Source organism: Mesorhizobium sp. CNPSo 4688 (genome assembly GCF_057784295.1).
In genome coordinates this window covers 310,479-327,944 of record NZ_JBWLUY010000007.1, presented here as the reverse complement: position 1 = coordinate 327,944, position 17,466 = coordinate 310,479, and the positions used below count along the sequence as shown (strand labels likewise).

At 63.4% G+C, this 17,466-nt stretch carries 16 protein-coding genes; 7 read left to right on the top strand and 9 right to left on the bottom strand.

The features are described from left to right. The 4 genes from AC04SH_RS15680 to AC04SH_RS15665 form a co-directional block, all read right to left on the bottom strand. Entirely contained in the window at nucleotides 1-1,089 is a 1,089-nt protein-coding gene (locus AC04SH_RS15680; RefSeq protein WP_488575698.1) for a hypothetical protein, read from the bottom strand. 311 nt (nucleotides 1,090-1,400) lie between these two features. Then, the gene (locus AC04SH_RS15675) at nucleotides 1,401-1,784 is read right to left on the bottom strand and encodes a c-type cytochrome (protein ID WP_488575697.1); all 384 of its coding nucleotides are present in this window, start codon (nucleotides 1,782-1,784) and stop codon (nucleotides 1,401-1,403) included. Between the two features lie 88 nt (nucleotides 1,785-1,872). Then, the gene (locus tag AC04SH_RS15670) at nucleotides 1,873-3,057 is read right to left on the bottom strand and encodes a glycosyltransferase (RefSeq protein ID WP_488575696.1); all 1,185 of its coding nucleotides are present in this window, start codon (nucleotides 3,055-3,057) and stop codon (nucleotides 1,873-1,875) included. Nucleotides 3,058-3,071: 14 nt separating this feature from the next. Beyond that, nucleotides 3,072-3,683 (bottom strand): thymidine kinase, encoded by a 612-nt coding sequence (locus AC04SH_RS15665; RefSeq protein ID WP_488575695.1) that lies wholly within the window; start codon nucleotides 3,681-3,683, stop codon nucleotides 3,072-3,074. Between the two features lie 237 nt (nucleotides 3,684-3,920). Between AC04SH_RS15665 and AC04SH_RS15660 the strand changes: the two genes are divergently transcribed. From AC04SH_RS15660 to AC04SH_RS15645, 4 genes are all read left to right on the top strand, one after another. Next, nucleotides 3,921-4,856 (top strand): choline ABC transporter substrate-binding protein, encoded by a 936-nt coding sequence (locus tag AC04SH_RS15660; protein ID WP_454577246.1) that lies wholly within the window; start codon nucleotides 3,921-3,923, stop codon nucleotides 4,854-4,856. 137 nt (nucleotides 4,857-4,993) lie between these two features. After that, the gene (choW, locus tag AC04SH_RS15655) at nucleotides 4,994-5,848 is read left to right on the top strand and encodes a choline ABC transporter permease subunit (protein ID WP_477238664.1); all 855 of its coding nucleotides are present in this window, start codon (nucleotides 4,994-4,996) and stop codon (nucleotides 5,846-5,848) included. Next, a complete protein-coding gene (gene choV, locus AC04SH_RS15650; protein ID WP_488575694.1) occupies nucleotides 5,845-7,026 on the top strand; it encodes a choline ABC transporter ATP-binding protein in 1,182 nt (393 codons plus the stop codon). Before choW ends, choV begins: the two co-directional genes overlap by 4 nt. Before the next feature lie 40 nt (nucleotides 7,027-7,066). Further along, complete coding sequence (locus AC04SH_RS15645) at nucleotides 7,067-7,357, top strand: hypothetical protein (protein WP_488575693.1); 291 nt, start codon at nucleotides 7,067-7,069, stop codon at nucleotides 7,355-7,357. Nucleotides 7,358-7,386: 29 nt separating this feature from the next. On the opposite strand, the gene AC04SH_RS15640 is transcribed toward AC04SH_RS15645, so the two are convergent. Next, complete coding sequence (locus AC04SH_RS15640; protein WP_488575692.1) at nucleotides 7,387-9,405, bottom strand: transcriptional regulator; 2,019 nt, start codon at nucleotides 9,403-9,405, stop codon at nucleotides 7,387-7,389. 212 nt (nucleotides 9,406-9,617) lie between these two features. Here AC04SH_RS15640 and AC04SH_RS15635 point away from each other — a divergent pair, with 212 nt between their 5' ends. Both AC04SH_RS15635 and AC04SH_RS15630 read left to right on the top strand, forming a co-directional pair. Further along, nucleotides 9,618-10,703 (top strand): PLP-dependent cysteine synthase family protein, encoded by a 1,086-nt coding sequence (locus AC04SH_RS15635; protein WP_488575691.1) that lies wholly within the window; start codon nucleotides 9,618-9,620, stop codon nucleotides 10,701-10,703. 19 nt (nucleotides 10,704-10,722) lie between these two features. Continuing rightward, the gene (locus tag AC04SH_RS15630) at nucleotides 10,723-12,282 is read left to right on the top strand and encodes a pyridoxal phosphate-dependent decarboxylase family protein (RefSeq protein ID WP_488575690.1); all 1,560 of its coding nucleotides are present in this window, start codon (nucleotides 10,723-10,725) and stop codon (nucleotides 12,280-12,282) included. Here the strand turns inward: AC04SH_RS15630 and AC04SH_RS15625 are convergent. Further along, nucleotides 12,231-14,111 carry a BTAD domain-containing putative transcriptional regulator gene (locus AC04SH_RS15625; RefSeq protein ID WP_488575689.1) on the bottom strand — a complete coding sequence of 627 codons (1,881 nt, stop codon included), beginning with the start codon at nucleotides 14,109-14,111 and terminating at the stop codon, nucleotides 12,231-12,233. The two genes, AC04SH_RS15630 and AC04SH_RS15625, sit on opposite strands and share 52 nt — an antisense overlap. Nucleotides 14,112-14,425: 314 nt before the next feature. On the opposite strand from AC04SH_RS15625, the gene AC04SH_RS15620 reads away from it, so the two are divergent. Beyond that, the gene (locus AC04SH_RS15620) at nucleotides 14,426-14,662 is read left to right on the top strand and encodes a hypothetical protein (RefSeq protein ID WP_488575688.1); all 237 of its coding nucleotides are present in this window, start codon (nucleotides 14,426-14,428) and stop codon (nucleotides 14,660-14,662) included. Between the two features lie 43 nt (nucleotides 14,663-14,705). On the opposite strand, the gene AC04SH_RS15615 is transcribed toward AC04SH_RS15620, so the two are convergent. From AC04SH_RS15615 to AC04SH_RS15605, 3 genes are all read right to left on the bottom strand, one after another. Then, nucleotides 14,706-15,086, bottom strand: coding sequence for a YciI family protein (locus AC04SH_RS15615; RefSeq protein WP_488575687.1), 381 nt, complete (start codon nucleotides 15,084-15,086; stop codon nucleotides 14,706-14,708). 93 nt (nucleotides 15,087-15,179) lie between these two features. Beyond that, nucleotides 15,180-16,589, bottom strand: a complete 1,410-nt coding sequence (locus AC04SH_RS15610; RefSeq protein WP_488575686.1) for an ATP-binding protein — start codon at nucleotides 16,587-16,589, stop codon at nucleotides 15,180-15,182. Further along, a complete protein-coding gene (locus AC04SH_RS15605; protein WP_112561185.1) occupies nucleotides 16,586-17,302 on the bottom strand; it encodes a response regulator in 717 nt (238 codons plus the stop codon). The genes AC04SH_RS15610 and AC04SH_RS15605 overlap by 4 nt, the downstream gene beginning before the upstream one ends. Between the last annotated feature and the right edge of the window lie 164 nt (nucleotides 17,303-17,466).

The following is a 17,466-nucleotide window of genomic DNA, read 5'->3' as shown; positions in this document are numbered from 1 at the left end:
TTACGACTGCACGTAGTTGGCCGAATTGTGCTTCTTCATCACGTCGTCGAAACGGCGGGCGAAGGCATCGTCGGCAAGCTTCTTGCGGCGCTGGATGTCGGCGCTGGCGACCATGTTCTTCTCGTGCATTTCGAGGAGATCGCCAATGTGCTTTTGCGAGGCGGCGCCAATGCCGGCCATGGTCTCTTCGGCGGTGTTGTCGACCTGGCTGCCCAGCGTGTTGATCTTGTGGGCGACGTCCTGCTGGGCGGCGGTCTTCAAAGAATCTTCCAGCGCCTTGTAAAGCACGATGCGCTGCTCGGTATCGATGGTCAGCTTGTTGATCAGCGTCGACTGCGCCGCAATCTGGTTGTTGAGCGAATCGACGAAGGTCTGGAACATCGAGGTGTAGCGCTCCAGGGTCTGGCTCTCGGCCAGCAATTCCTGCTCCTTGGCCTGTTTTTCATTGTACTCGGTGGCCAGTTTCGAGCGCTCGCCCTCAAGCTGCGTGCGCTCCTTCTGGCTGGTCGAGGCCGCGATCTTGTTCTCGATGTCGAGCAGCAAGGGGTTGACCTCCTCGATGCGTTTTTGCACCGCTTCGAGGTTGGCCATGGTGGCCTTGCGGCGCTCGATCACCTGCGACAAGCTGGCTTCGGAGGTCTTGTAGCGCTGGTCGAGGACCTCTTTCTGCGCCTTCAGGATGCCGACGATGGTGTCGGATTTGACCAGAAGCTCCTGCAGATTGCCGGCCAGCGACATGTTGCGGACGCGGTCGGTGCGCATGCGCTGCTTGCGTTGCGCGGAGAAGACGCCGACGAAGCTTTCCCAGCCGGTATAGTTCTTCATGCTTTCGAATTCGGTGCCGAAGACGTTGGTGGCGTCCTCGAGGCCGATGATCAGGTCGGCGATGTTGCCTTCCATCACCTTCTGCTGCTTCAGCACATCCTCGATGCGGGCATTCTCGATGTCGAAATTGGCGTCGCCGATCTTCTTGTCGGCGGTGGCCAAAGTATCAAGCACGGTGCCGGACTGCTCGATCTTGGAGCGCATGTCCTGCACAACCTGCCTGGTCTTGGCAATTTCGGCATCGAAATTCTGCAATGTCGCCATAGGGGCCTCCCGCTTCGGCTTCCGGTCGCTGGCTGCGAACAGCGGCGAATATATGTGGGGCATCCGGGGATTGAAAGACGCAAGACAAGACCCGCCCCGAAAACAAAAAAATCCGTCATCGTCTTGAAAGTCAATGAAGGCGGGGTCATGGCGTGAATAGCCTGCCAGCAAGGCATGGTTCAACTGTCATTGAACTTTGACGCCGGCAAAGCAGTCGATCCCCGCCGGCATGGACGTGCTGGAATTCGACTGAGAACTCAATCGGTTGCAGGTGCGAGACGGCTGGCTCCATCAAACACCGCACCGCGCCGTCAAGGCTTCGGATCGGCCTTCAGATAGGCTATGACGTTGGCAATGTCCTCGTCGCTGGTCAAGCCGGAGAAGGCCATCTTGTTGCCGGGTACTTTCAGCTTGGGGGCGCTGAGATAGGCCTTGAGGTTGGCTTCGTCCCAGACGAGGCCGGCGGCGCCGGCATCCTTCATGGCTTGCGAATAGTTGAAATTTTTGGCTGTGCCGGCTGTACGGCCGACGATACCAAGGAGATGCGGGCCGATCTTGTCGCGGTCGGTTGCCGCCTCGTGACAAGCCATGCATCTGAAGAAAACCTTCTTGCCCAGCGCAGCATCGCCGCCGGCTTGCGCGGCCGCGATACCGGCTAAGTAAATGACAAGTGCTGACGAAATGGCTCTAAGCATGGCGGTCCCCGGCTGGCTCTGGCTGCGGGCAAAATAGGCAGCAGGGCCTTAACAAACGCCGCATGGTGGCTGGATTGCAAGACGGGTCTTATCCCGTTCGGTGGAGCGGCATTTCCGCGATTGCCTGCCGGATCGCTTTTTCGATTGCTGCCGATGAGTGGTTGTCACGCACGAAGGTGCGGCCGCTCTCCGCCATCTCGGCCGCCGCTTGCGGGCGTTTCGCGAGATCGACGATTTTCGAAGCCAGTTCGCCGGCATCGTTGCTCGACAAGAAATGCCTGCCCGCTTGCAGACCGAGCCCTTCGACGGCCTTCTCGGTGGCGCAGACGACCAGGCCCGCCGCCATCGCCTCAAGCACCTTGATGCGGGTTCCGCCGCCGAAGCGCAGCGGGATCGGCGCATAGCCGACACGGCCAAGCAGGTCCGGCAGATGCGGTGGGTTCTCGATCAACTGCAGACCATGCTTGGTGCATAAACCACGCACGACGTCGCGCGGGTTCCTGCCGGCGACGGTGATCGACCATGGCCGGCCGGAGGCGGTGAGGCGCGGCACCATCCCGCGGCCGATCTGCTTGACGGCGTCGATGTTGGGGAAATAGCCGAGATGGCCGATGAAGCACAGGCTGAGTTCACGGTACCGCTCGGCACCAATCGGCAGCGAAAGCACACTCTCGTCCGGAATGGGGTTGGCGATGAACCTGACGTCGCCGACGGGGCCGAGAGCGGACAGCAGCGCGCCGTCGGTCGGCGAGCAGACCCAGACCTGATCGGCCATGGCGGCCGCACGCCTGTCGGCATCGCGCGCCTGCGCCCTCTTGCGCCTGTTTTGGCGCCAGCCTCGAATTTGCTGCCACAGCGTCAGGCCGGCGATCCGGTCGGCCACTGTTTGGGAATCTATGTTGTGCAGGTCAAGGACGGTGCGCGCGCGCTGCTTCGGCGCCAGCGTCAGCAGCTGCGACAGTGAGATCTCCTCGATCACCACGAGATCGGGCGAGAATTCTCTCCAGATTGCGTCGGCTTCAGCCAGTTCGTCGTCCGGCATCATATGCACGGTCGGGTGGGGGCTGCGCCTGCTCCAGAGACCTCTGCCGCGCGCCGCCTCGATGATCTGGTGACGGATGTTCGGCGGTGTGGAGGGCGCCGGGGCGCCGGCCAGGCTTACCGTCAGGACCTCGCCCATCGTTGCCAGGGCGCGCGCATTGGTGGCGTTCCTGATCTCCGCGCCTGACACAGGCGGAAACGGGCAATCGACTGTGAACTGGAGAATTTTCATGTTGCCCCGGCCGTTCAGCCTCTGGTGAAGCCGATGAAGTCGTCGGGCGCGGCGCGGCCCATTTCCTCTTCCCAGTGGCGGCGGCAGAGCGAGACATAGACGTCCTTGCCGATCGCCACCTGTTCGCCTTGCCGCGCCACCTTGCCGTCAGGGCCGAGACGCACGACCATCGTCGCCTTGCGGCCGCAGCGACAGATGGTGCGCACTTCGCGCAGGTCGTCGGCGATCGCCAGAAGCGCGCGCGAACCCGAAAACAGATTTCCCTGGAAATCCGTGCGCAGGCCGTAGCACATGACCGGGATGTTCAGCCGGTCAGCGATACGGGCAAGCTGCCAGACCTGCTCTTCCTCGAGGAACTGCGCCTCGTCGACGAAGATGCAATGCACGGTCGTGTGTTCATGATGCTCGGCGACGCGGGCGTAGAGATCGTCGCCGTCGCGGAACATCTCGGCCTCGGTCTCCAGGCCGATGCGCGACGAGATCAGCCCGGTGTCGTCCTTTCTGTAATGACCGGCGACGAACAGCATCGTAGTCATGCCGCGTTCGCGATAATTGTAGGACGCCTGCAGCAGCATCGTCGTCTTGCCGGCATTCATCGTCGCATAGTGGAAGTAAAGCTTGGCCATGCCGCCCTTTTAAGCCGAGTTGGCGCCGCGCGGGGAGGGGGCACTGCTGCATTTCACTGGAAAAGCCGTCTGCCATCGAAAAAGCGGCAGGCGTGTCGCTGTTTGGCCAGCCCGCGCCGTTGATCGTGATTGCCTTAGCGCTTGAAACCACACCAGAATGGTGTTTGGCTGACGAAACAAGGCGGGCAAAGAAACCGTAACTACGCTTCGCCAAAGAATCACAATGGGAGACTATCAATGTCGCGTATGAACACCTTCGTCGCCGGCCTCGGTCTGGCGACTTTCCTGTCCACGAGCGCAGCCCTTGCCGGCGATCCGGAGAGCTGCAAGACGGTGCGCCTTTCCGATGTCGGCTGGACCGACATCCAGGCGACGACCGGCGTCGCTTCGGTGCTGCTCACCGCGCTCGGCTATGAGCCGCAGACGATCCAGCTTTCGGTGCCGGTGACCATGGCGTCGCTGAAGAACAAGGATCTCGACGTCTTCCTCGGCAACTGGATGCCGTCGATGACCAACGACATCAAGGACTATACCGCCGACGGTTCGGTCGAGACGATCAGCACCAACCTGACCGGCGCCGGCTACGGCATCGTCGTGCCGACCTATGTCGCCGATGCCGGCGTCAAGTCGCTGACCGACATCGGCAAGTTCAAGGACAAGTTCAACGGCAAGATCTATGGCATCGAGGCCGGCAATGACGGCAACCGCATCATCCTCGACATGATCAAGAACCCGAAGGACAATCTCGAAGGCTTCGAACTGGTCGAATCCTCGGAAGCCGGCATGCTGACGCAGGCCGAACAGTCGATGAAGAACAATGAGTGGATCGCCTTCCTCGGCTGGACGCCGCATCCGGTGATGGGCGCCATGAAGATCACCTATCTCGATGGCATGGGCGACAGCGGCTTCGGCGCCGCCACCGTCTACACCAATGTGCGCAAGGGCTACACCACCGAATGCCCGAATGCCGGCAAGTTCATCGCCAACCTGAAGTTCAATCTCGACATGGAAGGCGAGATGATGGACGCGATCCTGAAAGGCGGCGACGCCAACACGGTCGCAGCCGACTGGCTGAAGAAGCACCCTGACGCGGTTGCGCCGTGGATTGCCGGCGTCACCACCTTCGATGGCGGCGATGCGGCCGCAGCGGTCAAGACCGCGCTCGGAAGCTGAGCCGACTGAATTCGGCAAAGCCGAACCAGGAAGGGCAGCCATTTTAGAAAAGGCTGCCCTTTTTCATATCCTGTGAGAAGATGACGTAACGACAGCAGAGGCCGGCGGCGGGCGGTCTCGCGCATGAGAGGGGCGATATGGATCCGATTTCGAAATTCATGGTCGATCACAAGATACCGATCGGCGCCTGGGGAAAGGCCTTCTTCGGGTTCCTCACCGACAATTTCGACACTGTGTTCAGGGCTTTTTCGAACGGCCTCAATTTTCTGCTCGACGGACTGGTCGGCATCCTTTTGATGGTGCCGCCGGTGCTGCTGGCGCTGGTCATTGCCATCATTGCCTGGCTGCTGCAGCGCTCACGGCCGCTGGCCATCGGCGTCTTTCTCGGCCTGATCTTCATCATCAACCAGAACCTCTGGAAGCAGACGGTGCAGACGCTGGTGCTGGTCGTGGCCGCCGCCGCCATGGCGATGGCCATCGGCGTGCCGCTCGGCATCTGGGCCGCGCACAAGCCGAAGGTCTACCGCGTCATGCTGCCGGTGCTCGACCTGATGCAAACGCTGCCGACCTTCGTTTACCTGATCCCGGTCTTGACCCTGTTCGGCCTTGGCAATGCGCCTGGCCTCATCGTCACCATCATCTTCGTCATCCCGACCGCGGTGCGGCTCACCCATCTCGGCGTCGTCTCGGTGCCGAAGTCGATCATCGAGGCGGGTGAGGCGTTTGGCGCCACCAAGCAGCAGCTGCTGTGGAAGGTCGAACTGCCGTCGGCGCTGCCGACCATCATGGCCGGCCTGACGCAGTCGATCATGCTGTCGCTGTCGATGGTGGTGTTCGCAGCGCTGATCGGCGCTGGCGGCCTCGGTACTGAAATAAACCGCGCGCTCGGCTCGCGCCGCATCGACCTCGGCCTTGAAGCCGGCCTGGCGATCGTCGTGCTCGCCATCGTGCTCGACCGGATGACGCGTATCGGCGTTGGAGGCAAGAAATGACCGTCGCAGTCGATTTCAAGAACGTCGATATCGTCTTCGGCGCCGATCAGGCCGGTTCGCTGGCACTGATCGACGGCGGCGCCACGCGCGCCGAAATCCTCGAAAAAACCGGCAATGTGCTGGGTTGCGCCGGCGCCAGCCTGACCGTGCACGAGGGCGAGATCTCGGTGCTGATGGGCCTGTCCGGCTCAGGCAAGTCGACGCTGCTCCGGGCCGTCAACCGGCTCAACGTGGTGTCGCGCGGCCAGGTGCTGGTCAAGGACGGCGACAACATCGTCGATGTCGTGACCTGCGATCAGGCGACGTTGCGGCGGCTGCGCCAGAAACAAGTGGCTATGGTGTTCCAGCAGTTCGGCCTGCTGCCATGGCGCACGGTCGAGGAAAACGTCGGCCTAGGCCTCGAACTCGCGGGCGTGCCGGACGCAGAACGCAAGGAGCGCGTGCACAAGCAGCTCAAGCTGGTCAATCTCGACCAGTGGTCGAAAAAATACGCGCATGAACTGTCCGGCGGCATGCAGCAGCGCGTCGGCCTGGCACGCGCCTTTGCCACCGAGGCGCCGATCCTGCTGATGGACGAGCCGTTCTCGGCGCTCGATCCGCTGATCCGCACCAAGCTGCAGGACGAATTGCTGCAGCTGCAGGCGGAGCTGAAGAAGACCATCATTTTCGTCAGCCACGATCTCGAAGAGGCGCTGAAGATCGGCAGCCACATCACCATCATGGAAGGCGGCCGCATCGTGCAGACCGGCGCGCCGGAAGACATCGTGCTGCGGCCTGCCAACGACTATGTCCGCGACTTCATCGCCAACGTGAACCCACTCTCGGTGCTGACCGCCTGGAACGTCATGCGCGACCGGCGCGATCTCGAAGAGGGCAAGGACGGCTGGGTGTGGCTCGACCGGCGCAAGACGACGCGCTTCAAGATCGACGATCACGGGCTGGTGACGGCGGCTGAACGCGACGGCAAGCCGGCAGTGTGGGTATCGTGCGTCGATGTCGAGGCTCAGCCGGAGGAGACGGCGCAGGTATTCTGGGCCACTCCGGGCACCTCGCTGAAGACGGTGATGCTGGCCATGCACCGCTCGCAGACAGCGCCCGTGGCGCTGTTCGACGACCAGTCGCGCTTTGTCGGCGCGATCGGCATACGTGACGTGCTGAGCGCGGTGCTGCGCAGATAGGGAGACGCAGTCCTTCGGGACCATCGAGGACAAGGCGCTTTTGCAGCGGATCTGGAATTGGTCGTCTAAACCGCGGGCGGCGCAAGCAGCGCTCGGGCTGATGCTCGTGATTGCGGCGCGGGCGATCGTGGAGTTCTTCAGGATCGGCGGGGCCGCCGGCACACCGCTGAGCGCGGAGCAGGTCTTCTACATAAAAGGCGGGCTTGCGGCGATTGTTGCCGCATTGGCGGTTCTTGTCTTGCACGCATTGGGACGGCACGGCTGGGCGACGCTGTTGTGCGCTGCGGCAATCGTCGCCATGCTGGCATGGAAGATCGCCGTCATTTCCTGAGCAGGCTACCAGGAGGACCCGCGCCTGCTTCAGTTCAGCCCGATGTGTTTGGCGCCGAGCCTGAACAGGGCCGTTGCATTCGGGTCGAAGCGGAAAGTGTCGATGAAGTCGTCGGCGCGGTAGCCTGGAAGCGTCTTGCGGATGGCGGCGGCGAAGGTTTTGGCCTCGTCCAGCCGTCCGGCCAGCGCCAGGCAGTGGGCGGCGATCGACAGGATGATAATGTGGGCGTTGGGGCGTGCGGCCGCCTTCAGCGCCCATTCGGCTGCCTCGTCGAACTGGCCAAGGCGGACATGGGCCATGGCGCGTGCCCCCATCATGCCGAACAGCATCGGGTCGAACGGCGACAGATGGCGCGAATGATCCGACGACCCGATGGCCGCTTGCGGGTCGCCCGACTGCGACTGGACGAAGGAAAGCGCATAGTGGCCAAGCGCGAAATTGGGACTGAGGTCGACGGCTCTTTCCAGTTCAAGCAGGGATTGGTCGCCTTCGCCGCGCAGCCATAGCGCCCGGCCCATCGCCCAATGCGCGGCCGGATTGTGATCGTCGATCAACAGGCTTTGGCCGGCCGCCTCAAAGGCGAGCGCGCTGTCCCGGTCGCGGTCGCCCCAGCGCTGGAAAGCACTTTGCCAATGGGTGAAGGACAGGCCGGCATAGGCGCGGGTGAAGGTGGGGTCCTGGCGCAGGGCGATGTCGAAAAAATGCCTGGCCTGATCGTTTTCGCTGCGGGTGAAGCGATACATGTGCCAGAGACCGCGATGGTAGGCCTCCCAGGCATTGAGCGAATTGGGCGCTTTCAGCATGGCGCGGTTGCGCTCGACCGTCTCGATCTCGGATGAGATCGACGCCACGATGCTGTTGCCGATATCGTCGAGCACGGAGAAGATGTCATCGGGCTTGCGCTCGAACGTCTCGGCCCAGACGATCCTGGCGGTGCGTACCTCGACCAGTTCGACGGTGACGATGACGCGGCCTGCCAGGCTGCGCACGGTGCCGGTGGCGACGTAGTCGACATTCAGCCTGCGGCCGGCATCTTCCGGAGCGATGTTTTTCTCGGCCAGCGCAAAGACCGAGCCACGGGCAATGACGAAGAAATCTCTGAGCTTGGCCAGGCGGGTGATGATGTCGTGGGTGAAGCCATCGGCCAGCCCGCCACGAATGCCACTGCCGGCGTCTTCGGCGAACGGCATCACGGCAAGCGAAGCCTTGTGCGGTGTCGCGGCTTCGGAACCGCCAAGCACGATCGGGCTCTGGTTGGCCGCGGGCCGAGCGGCCGGTTGTGCCGGCAAAATCGCGCAGGGCCGTTCCGCGCGAATGGCCAGCCACGCCTGGCGCACGGGAGCGAAATCCAGTTCTTCCGATTGGAAGAGCGCTGCTGCGGCGGCAAGATGGTCCTCGCAGGCTCCGAACTGGCCGCGCCGCGCCAGCCTCGTCAGAAGCGCGATGTGGGCGCAGCTGTCGAACGGGGTCAGTTCCAGCCATTTTTCAAGATGGCCGGAGACGTCCTCGGAATCGGCCGGCAGCGTCTTGACCAGATGTTCCAGGATGGCCGCGTGGCAGGAGCCGAATCGGCGACGCTGCGCGGTCAACCAATTGTTGAAGAGTGGGTTGCGGTCGATCTCCAGCCCCTCAAGGAAATCGCCGACGAAGAGCTTCGACAGGGCCTGCAGACGCTCGGTACCAAGCTTTTCGATTTCCGCAGCAGCCGCTGACGCGACATCCAACGCGTCGACGCAAATGCCATCGAGATCAAGCGCGATCGTATCATCAGCGGTTTCGATCCTGCGGCGGTTCGGTTCGTCGAGAGCGGCCCGCAATTTGCTCAGACACCAGCGAAGCTCGCCCCTCGGGTCATTTGGAACATCCCACAGCAATTCGCAGAGCTTGCCACGTCCGACCGGATGGGGCGCCAGCGCGAGATAGGCGAGCAGCGCGCGCAGTTTGCGCGATGCCGGCAAAGCCACCGGGATGCCGTCGCGCACAATCGTCAGTGGCCCGAAAAGCCGCACGAAAAGCCTTTTGTGGCTGCTCTCCAGGCTCGATTCCACGTCCGTTTCCACGCCTGCTCCCACGCTGGCACGCCGACCCTTGCTTTATCACCGACCCCGACAAAGTGCACCGGCTCGCAAAATTTGCACGCCGAATGTGGTGTTTACCACATTTCCGCACGTCAAGGACCTGTAGTGCGGCAAGGTGTCGAAATCTCGTCGCCCAAACTGCCGGTTTGTAACCGGCCCGTGAGCAAAACCAGGAGTTATCCATGTTGCATCGGCAGAAAATCAGAACCACGGCCGGCCGCGGCCGCCTGTTCGACAGCATTCTCGACACGGTCGGCGACACGCCGGTCATCCGTGTCAACAACCTCGGCCCTGCGCACGCCACCATCTACGTCAAGGCCGAGTTCTTCAATCCGGCTGCGTCGGTCAAGGACCGGCTGGCGCTCAACATCATCGAGGAAGGCGAGCGCACCGGCGCGCTCAAGCCGGGGCAGACCGTCATCGAGGCGACCAGCGGCAACACTGGCATCGGCCTTGCCATGGTCTGTGCGCAGAAGGGCTATCCGCTGGTGGTGACGATGGCCGACAGTTTTTCCGTCGAGCGCCGCAAGCTGATGCGCATGCTGGGCGCCAAGGTGGTGCTGACGCCACGCGCCGAAAAAGGCTTCGGCATGTACAAGAAGGCGGTCGAACTGGCCGAAGCCAATGGCTGGTTCCTGGCCCGCCAGTTCGAAACCAGGGCCAACGCTGACATTCACGAAGCAACGACGGGGCGCGAGATCGTCAACGATTTCACCGGCTCGCGGCTCGACTATTTCGTCACCGGCTATGGCACCGGCGGAACTGTTGGCGGCGTGGCGCGTGTGCTGCGCCGCGAGCGGCCCGAGACCAGGATCGTGCTCACCGAACCCGCCAACGCGCAGCTTGTCGGCAGCGGCAAGCCGCAGGTGCGCGGCGCAGGCGGCGCGCCGGCCGCCAGTCATCCGGCCTTCGAGCCGCACCCGATCCAGGGCTGGACGCCGGACTTCATCCCGAACGTCCTGCAGGAAGCGATCGATGGCAACTTCTATGACGAGGTGATGCCGATCGCCGGGCCGGAGGGCATGAAATGGGCCAAGGCGCTGGCGCAGCAGGAGGGCATCTTCACTGGCATTTCCGGCGGCTCGGCTTTCGCCGTGGCGCGCCAGATCGCCGGTACGGCGCCTGCCGGTTCTGTGATCCTGTGCATGCTTCCCGATACCGGCGAACGCTATATGTCGACGCCGCTGTTCGATGGCATCGAGGCCGAGATGAATGCGGAAGAGCTTGCTCTCTCGCGCTCGACGCCTGGTTGCCAGTTCCCGGCATGATGGCGCGGGAGCAATCTGCATGGACGCGATGTCTGGACACTCGGCTACCAGCACCGAGGAAACGCTTGACCCCTCGGGCTGGGCCGATGTGCAGGTCCTGTCGCATCGGATCGTTGATGATGCCGTCGCCTATTTGCGCGATGTCAGGCAACGGCCGGTGTGGCAGGAGATGCCTGGAGATGTGAGGGACTTCTTCACTGCGTCCCTGCCGCAATCGCCAACACCGCTTGCCGACATCTACGGCGATGTCGTGGACAAGGTGATGCCCTATCCGATGGGCAACATCCATCCGCGCTTCTGGTCCTGGTATATGGGGTCGAGCAACTTTACGGGCGCGCTCGGCGAATTCCTCGCGGCCATCCAGGGTTCCAATCTCGGCGGCGGCAATCATGCCGCCGCCCTGATGGACGGCCAGGTCGTCGACTGGTGCAAGCAGATGATGGGCATGCCGGCTTCGGCCAGCGGCACGCTGGTCAGCGGCGGCTCGATGGCCAACATCATCGGGCTCACCGTGGCGCGCAACACCAAGGCCGACATCGACGTGCGCGAGCACGGCGTTGCTGCAATCGAGAAGCCGTTGCGCTTCTATGGTTCGGACCAGATCCACTCCTGCCACCGCAAAGGCATGGAGGCGCTCGGCCTCGGCAACAGGGCGCTGCGCCGGATCGCCAGCGACGCCAGCCTGCGCATCGACATCCAGGCTTTGCGGGCGGCGATTGCCGACGATCGCGCGGCCGGGTTCAAGCCGGCCTGCATCATCGGCAATGCCGGCACGGTGAACACCGGCGCCATCGACGATCTGCAGGCGCTGGCCAAGCTGGCGCACGAGGAAGACATGTGGTTCCACGTCGACGGCTGCATCGGCGCGCTGATTGCGATTGCGCCTGAGAATGCGCACCGCGTCGCCGGCATCGAATGGGCCGATTCCATCGCGCTTGATCCGCACAAATGGCTGCATGCACCGTTCGAGGCGGGCTGCGCGCTGGTCAGGGATGCCTCGGCGCATCGCAAGACCTTCGCGGTAACGCCGGAATATCTGGAATCGACACCGCGCGGCCTCGCTTCCGGGCAATGGCTGCACGATTACGGACTGCAGACGTCACGCGGCTTCAAGGCGCTCAAAGTGTGGATGGCGCTGCGGGAACATGGCGTCGAGAAGTTCGGCCGTCTGATCGACCAGAATATTGCGCAAGGGCATTATCTCGCGAACCTGATCGAGGCCGAACCGGCGCTCGAACTGACAGCGCCGACCAGCATCAACATCGTCTGCTTCCGCTATCGCGCGGAAGGGCTCGATGGCGAACGCTCGAAGGCGCTCAACACCGAGATCATGCTGAGGTTGCAGGAAGAAGGCATCGCCGCCATTTCCGATACGACGGTGCAGGGCCGGCATTGCCTCAGGGCGGCAATCAACAACCACCGGACCCGGCGCGAGGACCTCGACCTTCTGGTTGCCGAAACGGTCCGCATTGGAAAGACATCGATGCTGCTGCAGCACCGGATTGAAGAGAGCGCGGCCAAGACCTGTCATTCGGGCAGGCCGGCCAGCCGCAGCGCTTCAACATATCTGGCGAAATAGTCCGGCCTGATTTGCCCCACGCGGTGCTTGAGGTTGGAAAGCGTCAGTTCGGGGTCGAGCCGCAGCGAGCGCGCGATATGCTTGCTCGCGGCATCCAACCTGCCGGCCATGGCATTGCTGGCGGCCGCGACGCGTAGTCCGGTGAGATAATATGGCTGCGCGCGGGAAGCAGCCTCGGCGAGCGGCCAGGCGGCATCGTAGCGGCCGGCCGCGAAATGGGCGAAGGCGGTGAAGCACTGCATGAAGAAAGTCAGCGGATCGAGCGGGCTCAGTCTCCTTGCCCGCGACAGGTGCTCGATGGCAATGTCCGGATCGTCGTGGCAGGCCTTGAGGCAGCCACTGGCGCTCCAGGCGGCCGCGCAGTTAGGGTTCAGCACGAGCGCGCGGTCGACCAGTGCCGAGCCGGCCTCGTAGTCGCCGATGACATAGCCCAGCGCGAGGCCGCTGAAGGCCAGCGCCACCGCGTCGTCTTGGTCGGCAATGGCGACGTTGCCAGCCAGTCGGGAGACCTCGGCCCTCTCCTTCTGCGGGTCAGTCATCCAGCCATTCGCCATTCGCCAGAAATAGCACCAGGCCGCAGCGCCCTTCGCGGCGGCAAAATCGGGATCGAGCTCGATGGCCTTGTAGAACTGCGGGAGCGCGACCTCCTGCCCCTCCCTCGTCCAGCAGTAAAGGCTCGCCATGCCGCGCAAATAGTGATCATAGGCGTCGAGACTTTCGGTGGGTTTGCGCTTGGCGCGCGCCATCTCTGCCTGTTCGAGCTTGGGCGAAATCGCGCCGATGACGCTGGAAGCCACGAGGTCTTGCAGTTCGAACACCTCCGAGACGCCGCCTTCGAAGCGGTCGGCCCAGAGACTCACACCCGCCGCCGCCTCGATGAGTTGGCCCGCCACGCGCAGCCGGCTGCCGGCCTTGCGGACGCTGCCCTCCAGCACGTAACGCACACCGAGTTCCCTCGCCACGCGCGTGACGTCGACCGCCTGGCCCTTGTAGGCGAAGGCGGAGTTCCGCGCGATCACGAACAGCCAGCTCACATGCGATAGCGCCGTCGTGATCTCCTCGACCACGCCGTCGGTGAAATAGTCTTGCTCGGCGTCGCCGCTCATGTTCTGGAATGGCAGCACCGCGATCGACGGCTTTTCCGGCACCGAAACGGTAGGGCGCAGCGGCTCCACCTTCGCCTCCAGGCGGGAAAGTCCGATCTCAGGCGGGCCGCCATCGGCCATGGGTTCCTTCAAACGCTCCATGTTGGGCGCTTCGATGCGTTCGACCAGCGCCCGCGTCGCCTCTTCCGGCTCGACTCCGAGCTCACGCTTCAGTGCTTCCTTGCAGGCCAGAAACTGGCGGAAGGCATCGTTGGTCTTGCCGTGGCGGTGGAAGATGCGGATCAGGGCGCGGTGGGCCTGCTCGGCGCATGGGTCGAGAGTCACCAGCCGTTCGGCCAGTCTTTCGCAGGCCTGTTCCTCGCGCGCACCGAGTTCCGGCAAAAGGCTTAGCCGTTCGACCAGGTCCAGCGCCTTGCGGGTGTAGTTCGCCCGAAGCGGCGCAAGCCACTCGTCGATCTCACGTGAGAATGACAGCCCGTCGAGCAGGTCGCCCCGGTAGAAGTCGGCCGCTGCGGCGAGGCTCGCACCGTCATCGGCCTCAATCTTCCGGTCGAAAATCCAGATGTCAGCTTCATCGGCGTTCGCCGCCAGCCAGATGGTGTCGGCATTGCCTTCGATGCGAATGGTCTCGTCGCCGGCGGACGGAAACAGCCGCCTGATGTCGACCAAGGCCTGGCGCAGGCTATTTCGCGCCTGCTGCTCGCCGCTGCCGGCCCACAGCATCGCAGCCACCCTCTCACGGCGAAGGCCCTTGGGCCCAGCCAAAACGAGCGCAGCAAAGAGCAGCGACGTCTTGCGCGTCGCGAAATGCAGAGGTTCCCCGCCTCCAGAGACAACCTCGATGTCCCCAAGCAATCGGATATGCACCCCGACCCCCGTGAAGCAGCCCCCGACAGAATATCACGTCCCGCCGTCGACTTAACGACGATTTAGCGCTTCCATCCGCAGTTTTTTCTGCCGTTTCACGCCTGGATGAACATTGGCAAAGCGAGCCGATGGGACATTGCCCTCGTGAGTTCGAAACAGGGAGAATGACAATGACCTACATCGGCCTCAGGGCCTTCCACCCGACTTCACGTTTTGCCGACTCGCTCGCCGCCCACGTCGCGACCGTCATCGCCGGGCTTCGGCGCCGGTATCAGGACGCCATGCAACGCAGGGCTTTGGCCGGCCTGTCGATATCGGAACTGAAGGACTTCGGCTATCCAGCCGATGAAGCTCCCGCCGATGTCGCGGCTCGCGGCCGCATCGCCAGGCGCAGTTCGCTCCAATGACCCCTCCCGTGCGTACTTTCTGGAATTGCCTTGCAGGCTCTTCTCATCCCGCGCCGGCGGCAAGCGGGGCGCCAGGCAGATAGAGCAGGATCGGGCGGATTTCGTAGACTGCCGAAGGGTTCACGCGCCTCAGGTCACGCGCCGCCGCGATGGCTTCATCCTGGGTGGCGCAGTCGAGCACATACAGACCCAGCAGTTGCTCCTTGGTCTCGGCAAACGGGCCGTCGATGACGATGCCGTCTCCGGGACCGCGCAGCGTGACGGCGTCGGCGGTCGCGCCCAGCCTTGCCGCCGGCCCAAGCTTGCCCTCACGGGTCAGCCTGGCATTGACCTCGAGCAGGTCGTGCATCAGCGCCGCATCCTGCTGCGGCGTCAGGGACTGGATGGTCTGTTCGACGTGATAGGCCAGGATGGCGTAAAACATGCGGCGATCTCCTCCTGTTCGAGCGGCCGCACTATTGCAAGGTTGGGTTGGCCGATCCAGCCCCGGTGCCCGTTGGGACGGTAGTCTGCTGCCTTATGCCGCCAGAGGCAGGCTGAGTTCCGTCAGCAGGCCGCCGCCGGGATGGTTGGAGAGGTGGACTTCGCCGCCGGCGGCACGCGCGATGTTGCGGGCAATGGTCAGGCCGAGGCCAAGGCCGCCTGTCTGGCGGTTGCGCGACTGTTCCAGCCGCACGAAGGAACCGAACACCTGGTCGAGCTGCGCCTGCGGGATGCCCGGTCCCTCGTCGCGGATGACCAGCGTGATCGTGCCGTCCGACTGGCGCAGGCTGAGATGCGCCTTCTTGCCGTAGGTCACGGCATTCTGGACCAGATTGTTGACGCAGCGCTTCAGCGCCACCGGCCGCGCCATGCAGATCATGCCGCGCGGCCTGGCGCCGTCATGGTCAAACGAGACGTCCTCGAAGCTGTCGGCGATCGATTCCACCAGCGACCAGAAATCGATCCGCTCGCTCCTCTCCTCGGTGACTTCGAACGTGGCAAAGTCGATGACGGAGCTGGCGATGCTCTCGATGTCGGCGAGGTCGTGGGCCAGCGCCTCGCGCGCCGTCGATTTGCGCAAGAGTTCAAGGCGCAGCCGCATGCGGGTCAGCGGCGTGCGCAGATCGTGTGCGAGCGCAGCGGCCAAATGTTCGCGGTCCTCGACATAGTCGCGCAGCCGGACCTGCATGGCGTTGACCGCCTTCGCCGCGGCGCGGATCTCGCGGCTGCCGGTCTCGGCGATCGGCGGGCTCTTCAGATCCGTGCCGATCCGGTTGACCGCCGTTTCCATCATCCGATAGGGCGCCGTCAGCCGACGCAGAGACCAGATCGACATGATCACCACCAGGGCCGCGATAAGCGAATAGAGCGGCAGGCTGTCGAAGCTCAATATCGGCCCGACCGGCGTGTTGGGCTCGGTGAAATTCAGCCATTGGCCGTCGGCGAAGCGGACCGATGCCGTCAGCTTGTCGCTCTGCGCGAAGCTCGCCGCCAATCCCAGAAGGTCACGCTCCACCGCGCCGACATCCTTGGTGAGCACAACGCCGCCAGGTGTATTGGCTGCCTGCGATGCCGGATCGCGCCGGACGCGTGCGTCGGTGATGCCGAATTTCGACAGCCGCCCGACCAGTATGTCCTCGAGCTCGGCCAGTTCGTCATCGCCGGCGATCGACGAGGTGACCGCGGGCGTGTCCGAAACGGTGAGCGCGTAGGTGGCATTGAACAAGCCGGACGCCGTCAGCTTGCGCTGCTCGGGTGTGTCGTCATGCATCAACTGCACCAGCGAATAGGCGCGGTCGTTGAGCCGATAGAGATCGACCTCGTCATTGGCGACGGCACGGTCGCGCGAGACGATGTAGAGCGTCGCGACCTGGCTGATCAGCAGGCCGGCAATGACGATGAGCAAAACCCAGACCGGCAGGGTTTGCGGCAACAGGCGTCTCATTCGGAGGTGGTCTCGGGCAGGAACTGGTAGCCGCCGCTGCGCACCGTCAGGATCAGTTTCGGCGTCTTGGGATCGTCTTCCATCTTGCGCCGGAGACGGCTGACCAGAATGTCGATGCTGCGGTCGAAGGAATAGTCGCTGTCGCCGCCGGAAAGCTCGATGAGCTGGTCTCGAGTGAGCACGCGCTGCGCGCTCTTGACGAAGGTCTGCAGCAGGTTGAACTCCGCCATGGTCAGCTCGACCCTGACGTCGCCCGGCGCCATCAGCCGGCGGCGCGAACAGTCCATCGTCCAGCCGGCGAAATGGTAGATCTGCTTGGTGCTGGCGCGCTTCGGCTCGGCAGCACCGTTGCGCCTCAGCACGGCGCGAATGCGGGCCAGAAGCTCGCGCGGATCGAAAGGTTTGGGCACATAGTCGTCGGCGCCCATTTCGAGGCCGACCACGCGGTCCGTGGTCTCGGTGACCGCAGTCAGCATGATGATCGGCGTGGAGTAGCTGGCACGCAGGTCGCGGCAGAGCTCCAGCCCGCTTTTTCCGGGCAGCATCACATCGAGAACGATCAGGTCGACCTGGGTGCGGCGCAGTATGTCTTCCATCTCGATGCCGTCGGCGGCAACCGTGGTGCGCAGGCCTCGCTTCTGGAAGAATTCCTGAAGCAGGTCGCGAATGCCCTTGTCGTCGTCGACGATCAGTATGTGCGCATCGGATTTCACGGTGATCCTGTCATTGTTGGCGGGCCAGTCTGTGGCCGCCGCTTGAGTCTGGCTTGGCGACGTCACCCACACGATAGAATTCTGGCCACATGTTGGCCAGCGGCGATGATCGCCCGGCAGCGGCTGTTGCCAGAAACAATCCAGAAACAAAATTCTATAGTTCG

What these genes read in the sequence shown, in the direction of transcription:
- AC04SH_RS15670 (WP_488575696.1), bottom strand. Translation starts at nt 3,057, where the DNA reads ATGAAAATTCTCCAGTTCACAGTCGATTGCCCGTTTCCGCCTGTGTCA.
- choV (WP_488575694.1), top strand. Translation starts at nt 5,845, where the DNA reads ATGACCGTCGCAGTCGATTTCAAGAACGTCGATATCGTCTTCGGCGCC.
- AC04SH_RS15660 (WP_454577246.1), top strand. Translation starts at nt 3,921, where the DNA reads ATGTCGCGTATGAACACCTTCGTCGCCGGCCTCGGTCTGGCGACTTTC.
- choW (WP_477238664.1), top strand. Translation starts at nt 4,994, where the DNA reads ATGGATCCGATTTCGAAATTCATGGTCGATCACAAGATACCGATCGGC.
- AC04SH_RS15630 (WP_488575690.1), top strand. Translation starts at nt 10,723, where the DNA reads ATGGACGCGATGTCTGGACACTCGGCTACCAGCACCGAGGAAACGCTT.
- AC04SH_RS15620 (WP_488575688.1), top strand. Translation starts at nt 14,426, where the DNA reads ATGACCTACATCGGCCTCAGGGCCTTCCACCCGACTTCACGTTTTGCC.
- AC04SH_RS15615 (WP_488575687.1), bottom strand. Translation starts at nt 15,086, where the DNA reads ATGTTTTACGCCATCCTGGCCTATCACGTCGAACAGACCATCCAGTCC.
- AC04SH_RS15680 (WP_488575698.1), bottom strand. Translation starts at nt 1,089, where the DNA reads ATGGCGACATTGCAGAATTTCGATGCCGAAATTGCCAAGACCAGGCAG.
- AC04SH_RS15675 (WP_488575697.1), bottom strand. Translation starts at nt 1,784, where the DNA reads ATGCTTAGAGCCATTTCGTCAGCACTTGTCATTTACTTAGCCGGTATC.
- AC04SH_RS15635 (WP_488575691.1), top strand. Translation starts at nt 9,618, where the DNA reads ATGTTGCATCGGCAGAAAATCAGAACCACGGCCGGCCGCGGCCGCCTG.
- AC04SH_RS15625 (WP_488575689.1), bottom strand. Translation starts at nt 14,111, where the DNA reads ATGCTGTGGGCCGGCAGCGGCGAGCAGCAGGCGCGAAATAGCCTGCGC.
- AC04SH_RS15665 (WP_488575695.1), bottom strand. Translation starts at nt 3,683, where the DNA reads ATGGCCAAGCTTTACTTCCACTATGCGACGATGAATGCCGGCAAGACG.
- AC04SH_RS15610 (WP_488575686.1), bottom strand. Translation starts at nt 16,589, where the DNA reads ATGAGACGCCTGTTGCCGCAAACCCTGCCGGTCTGGGTTTTGCTCATC.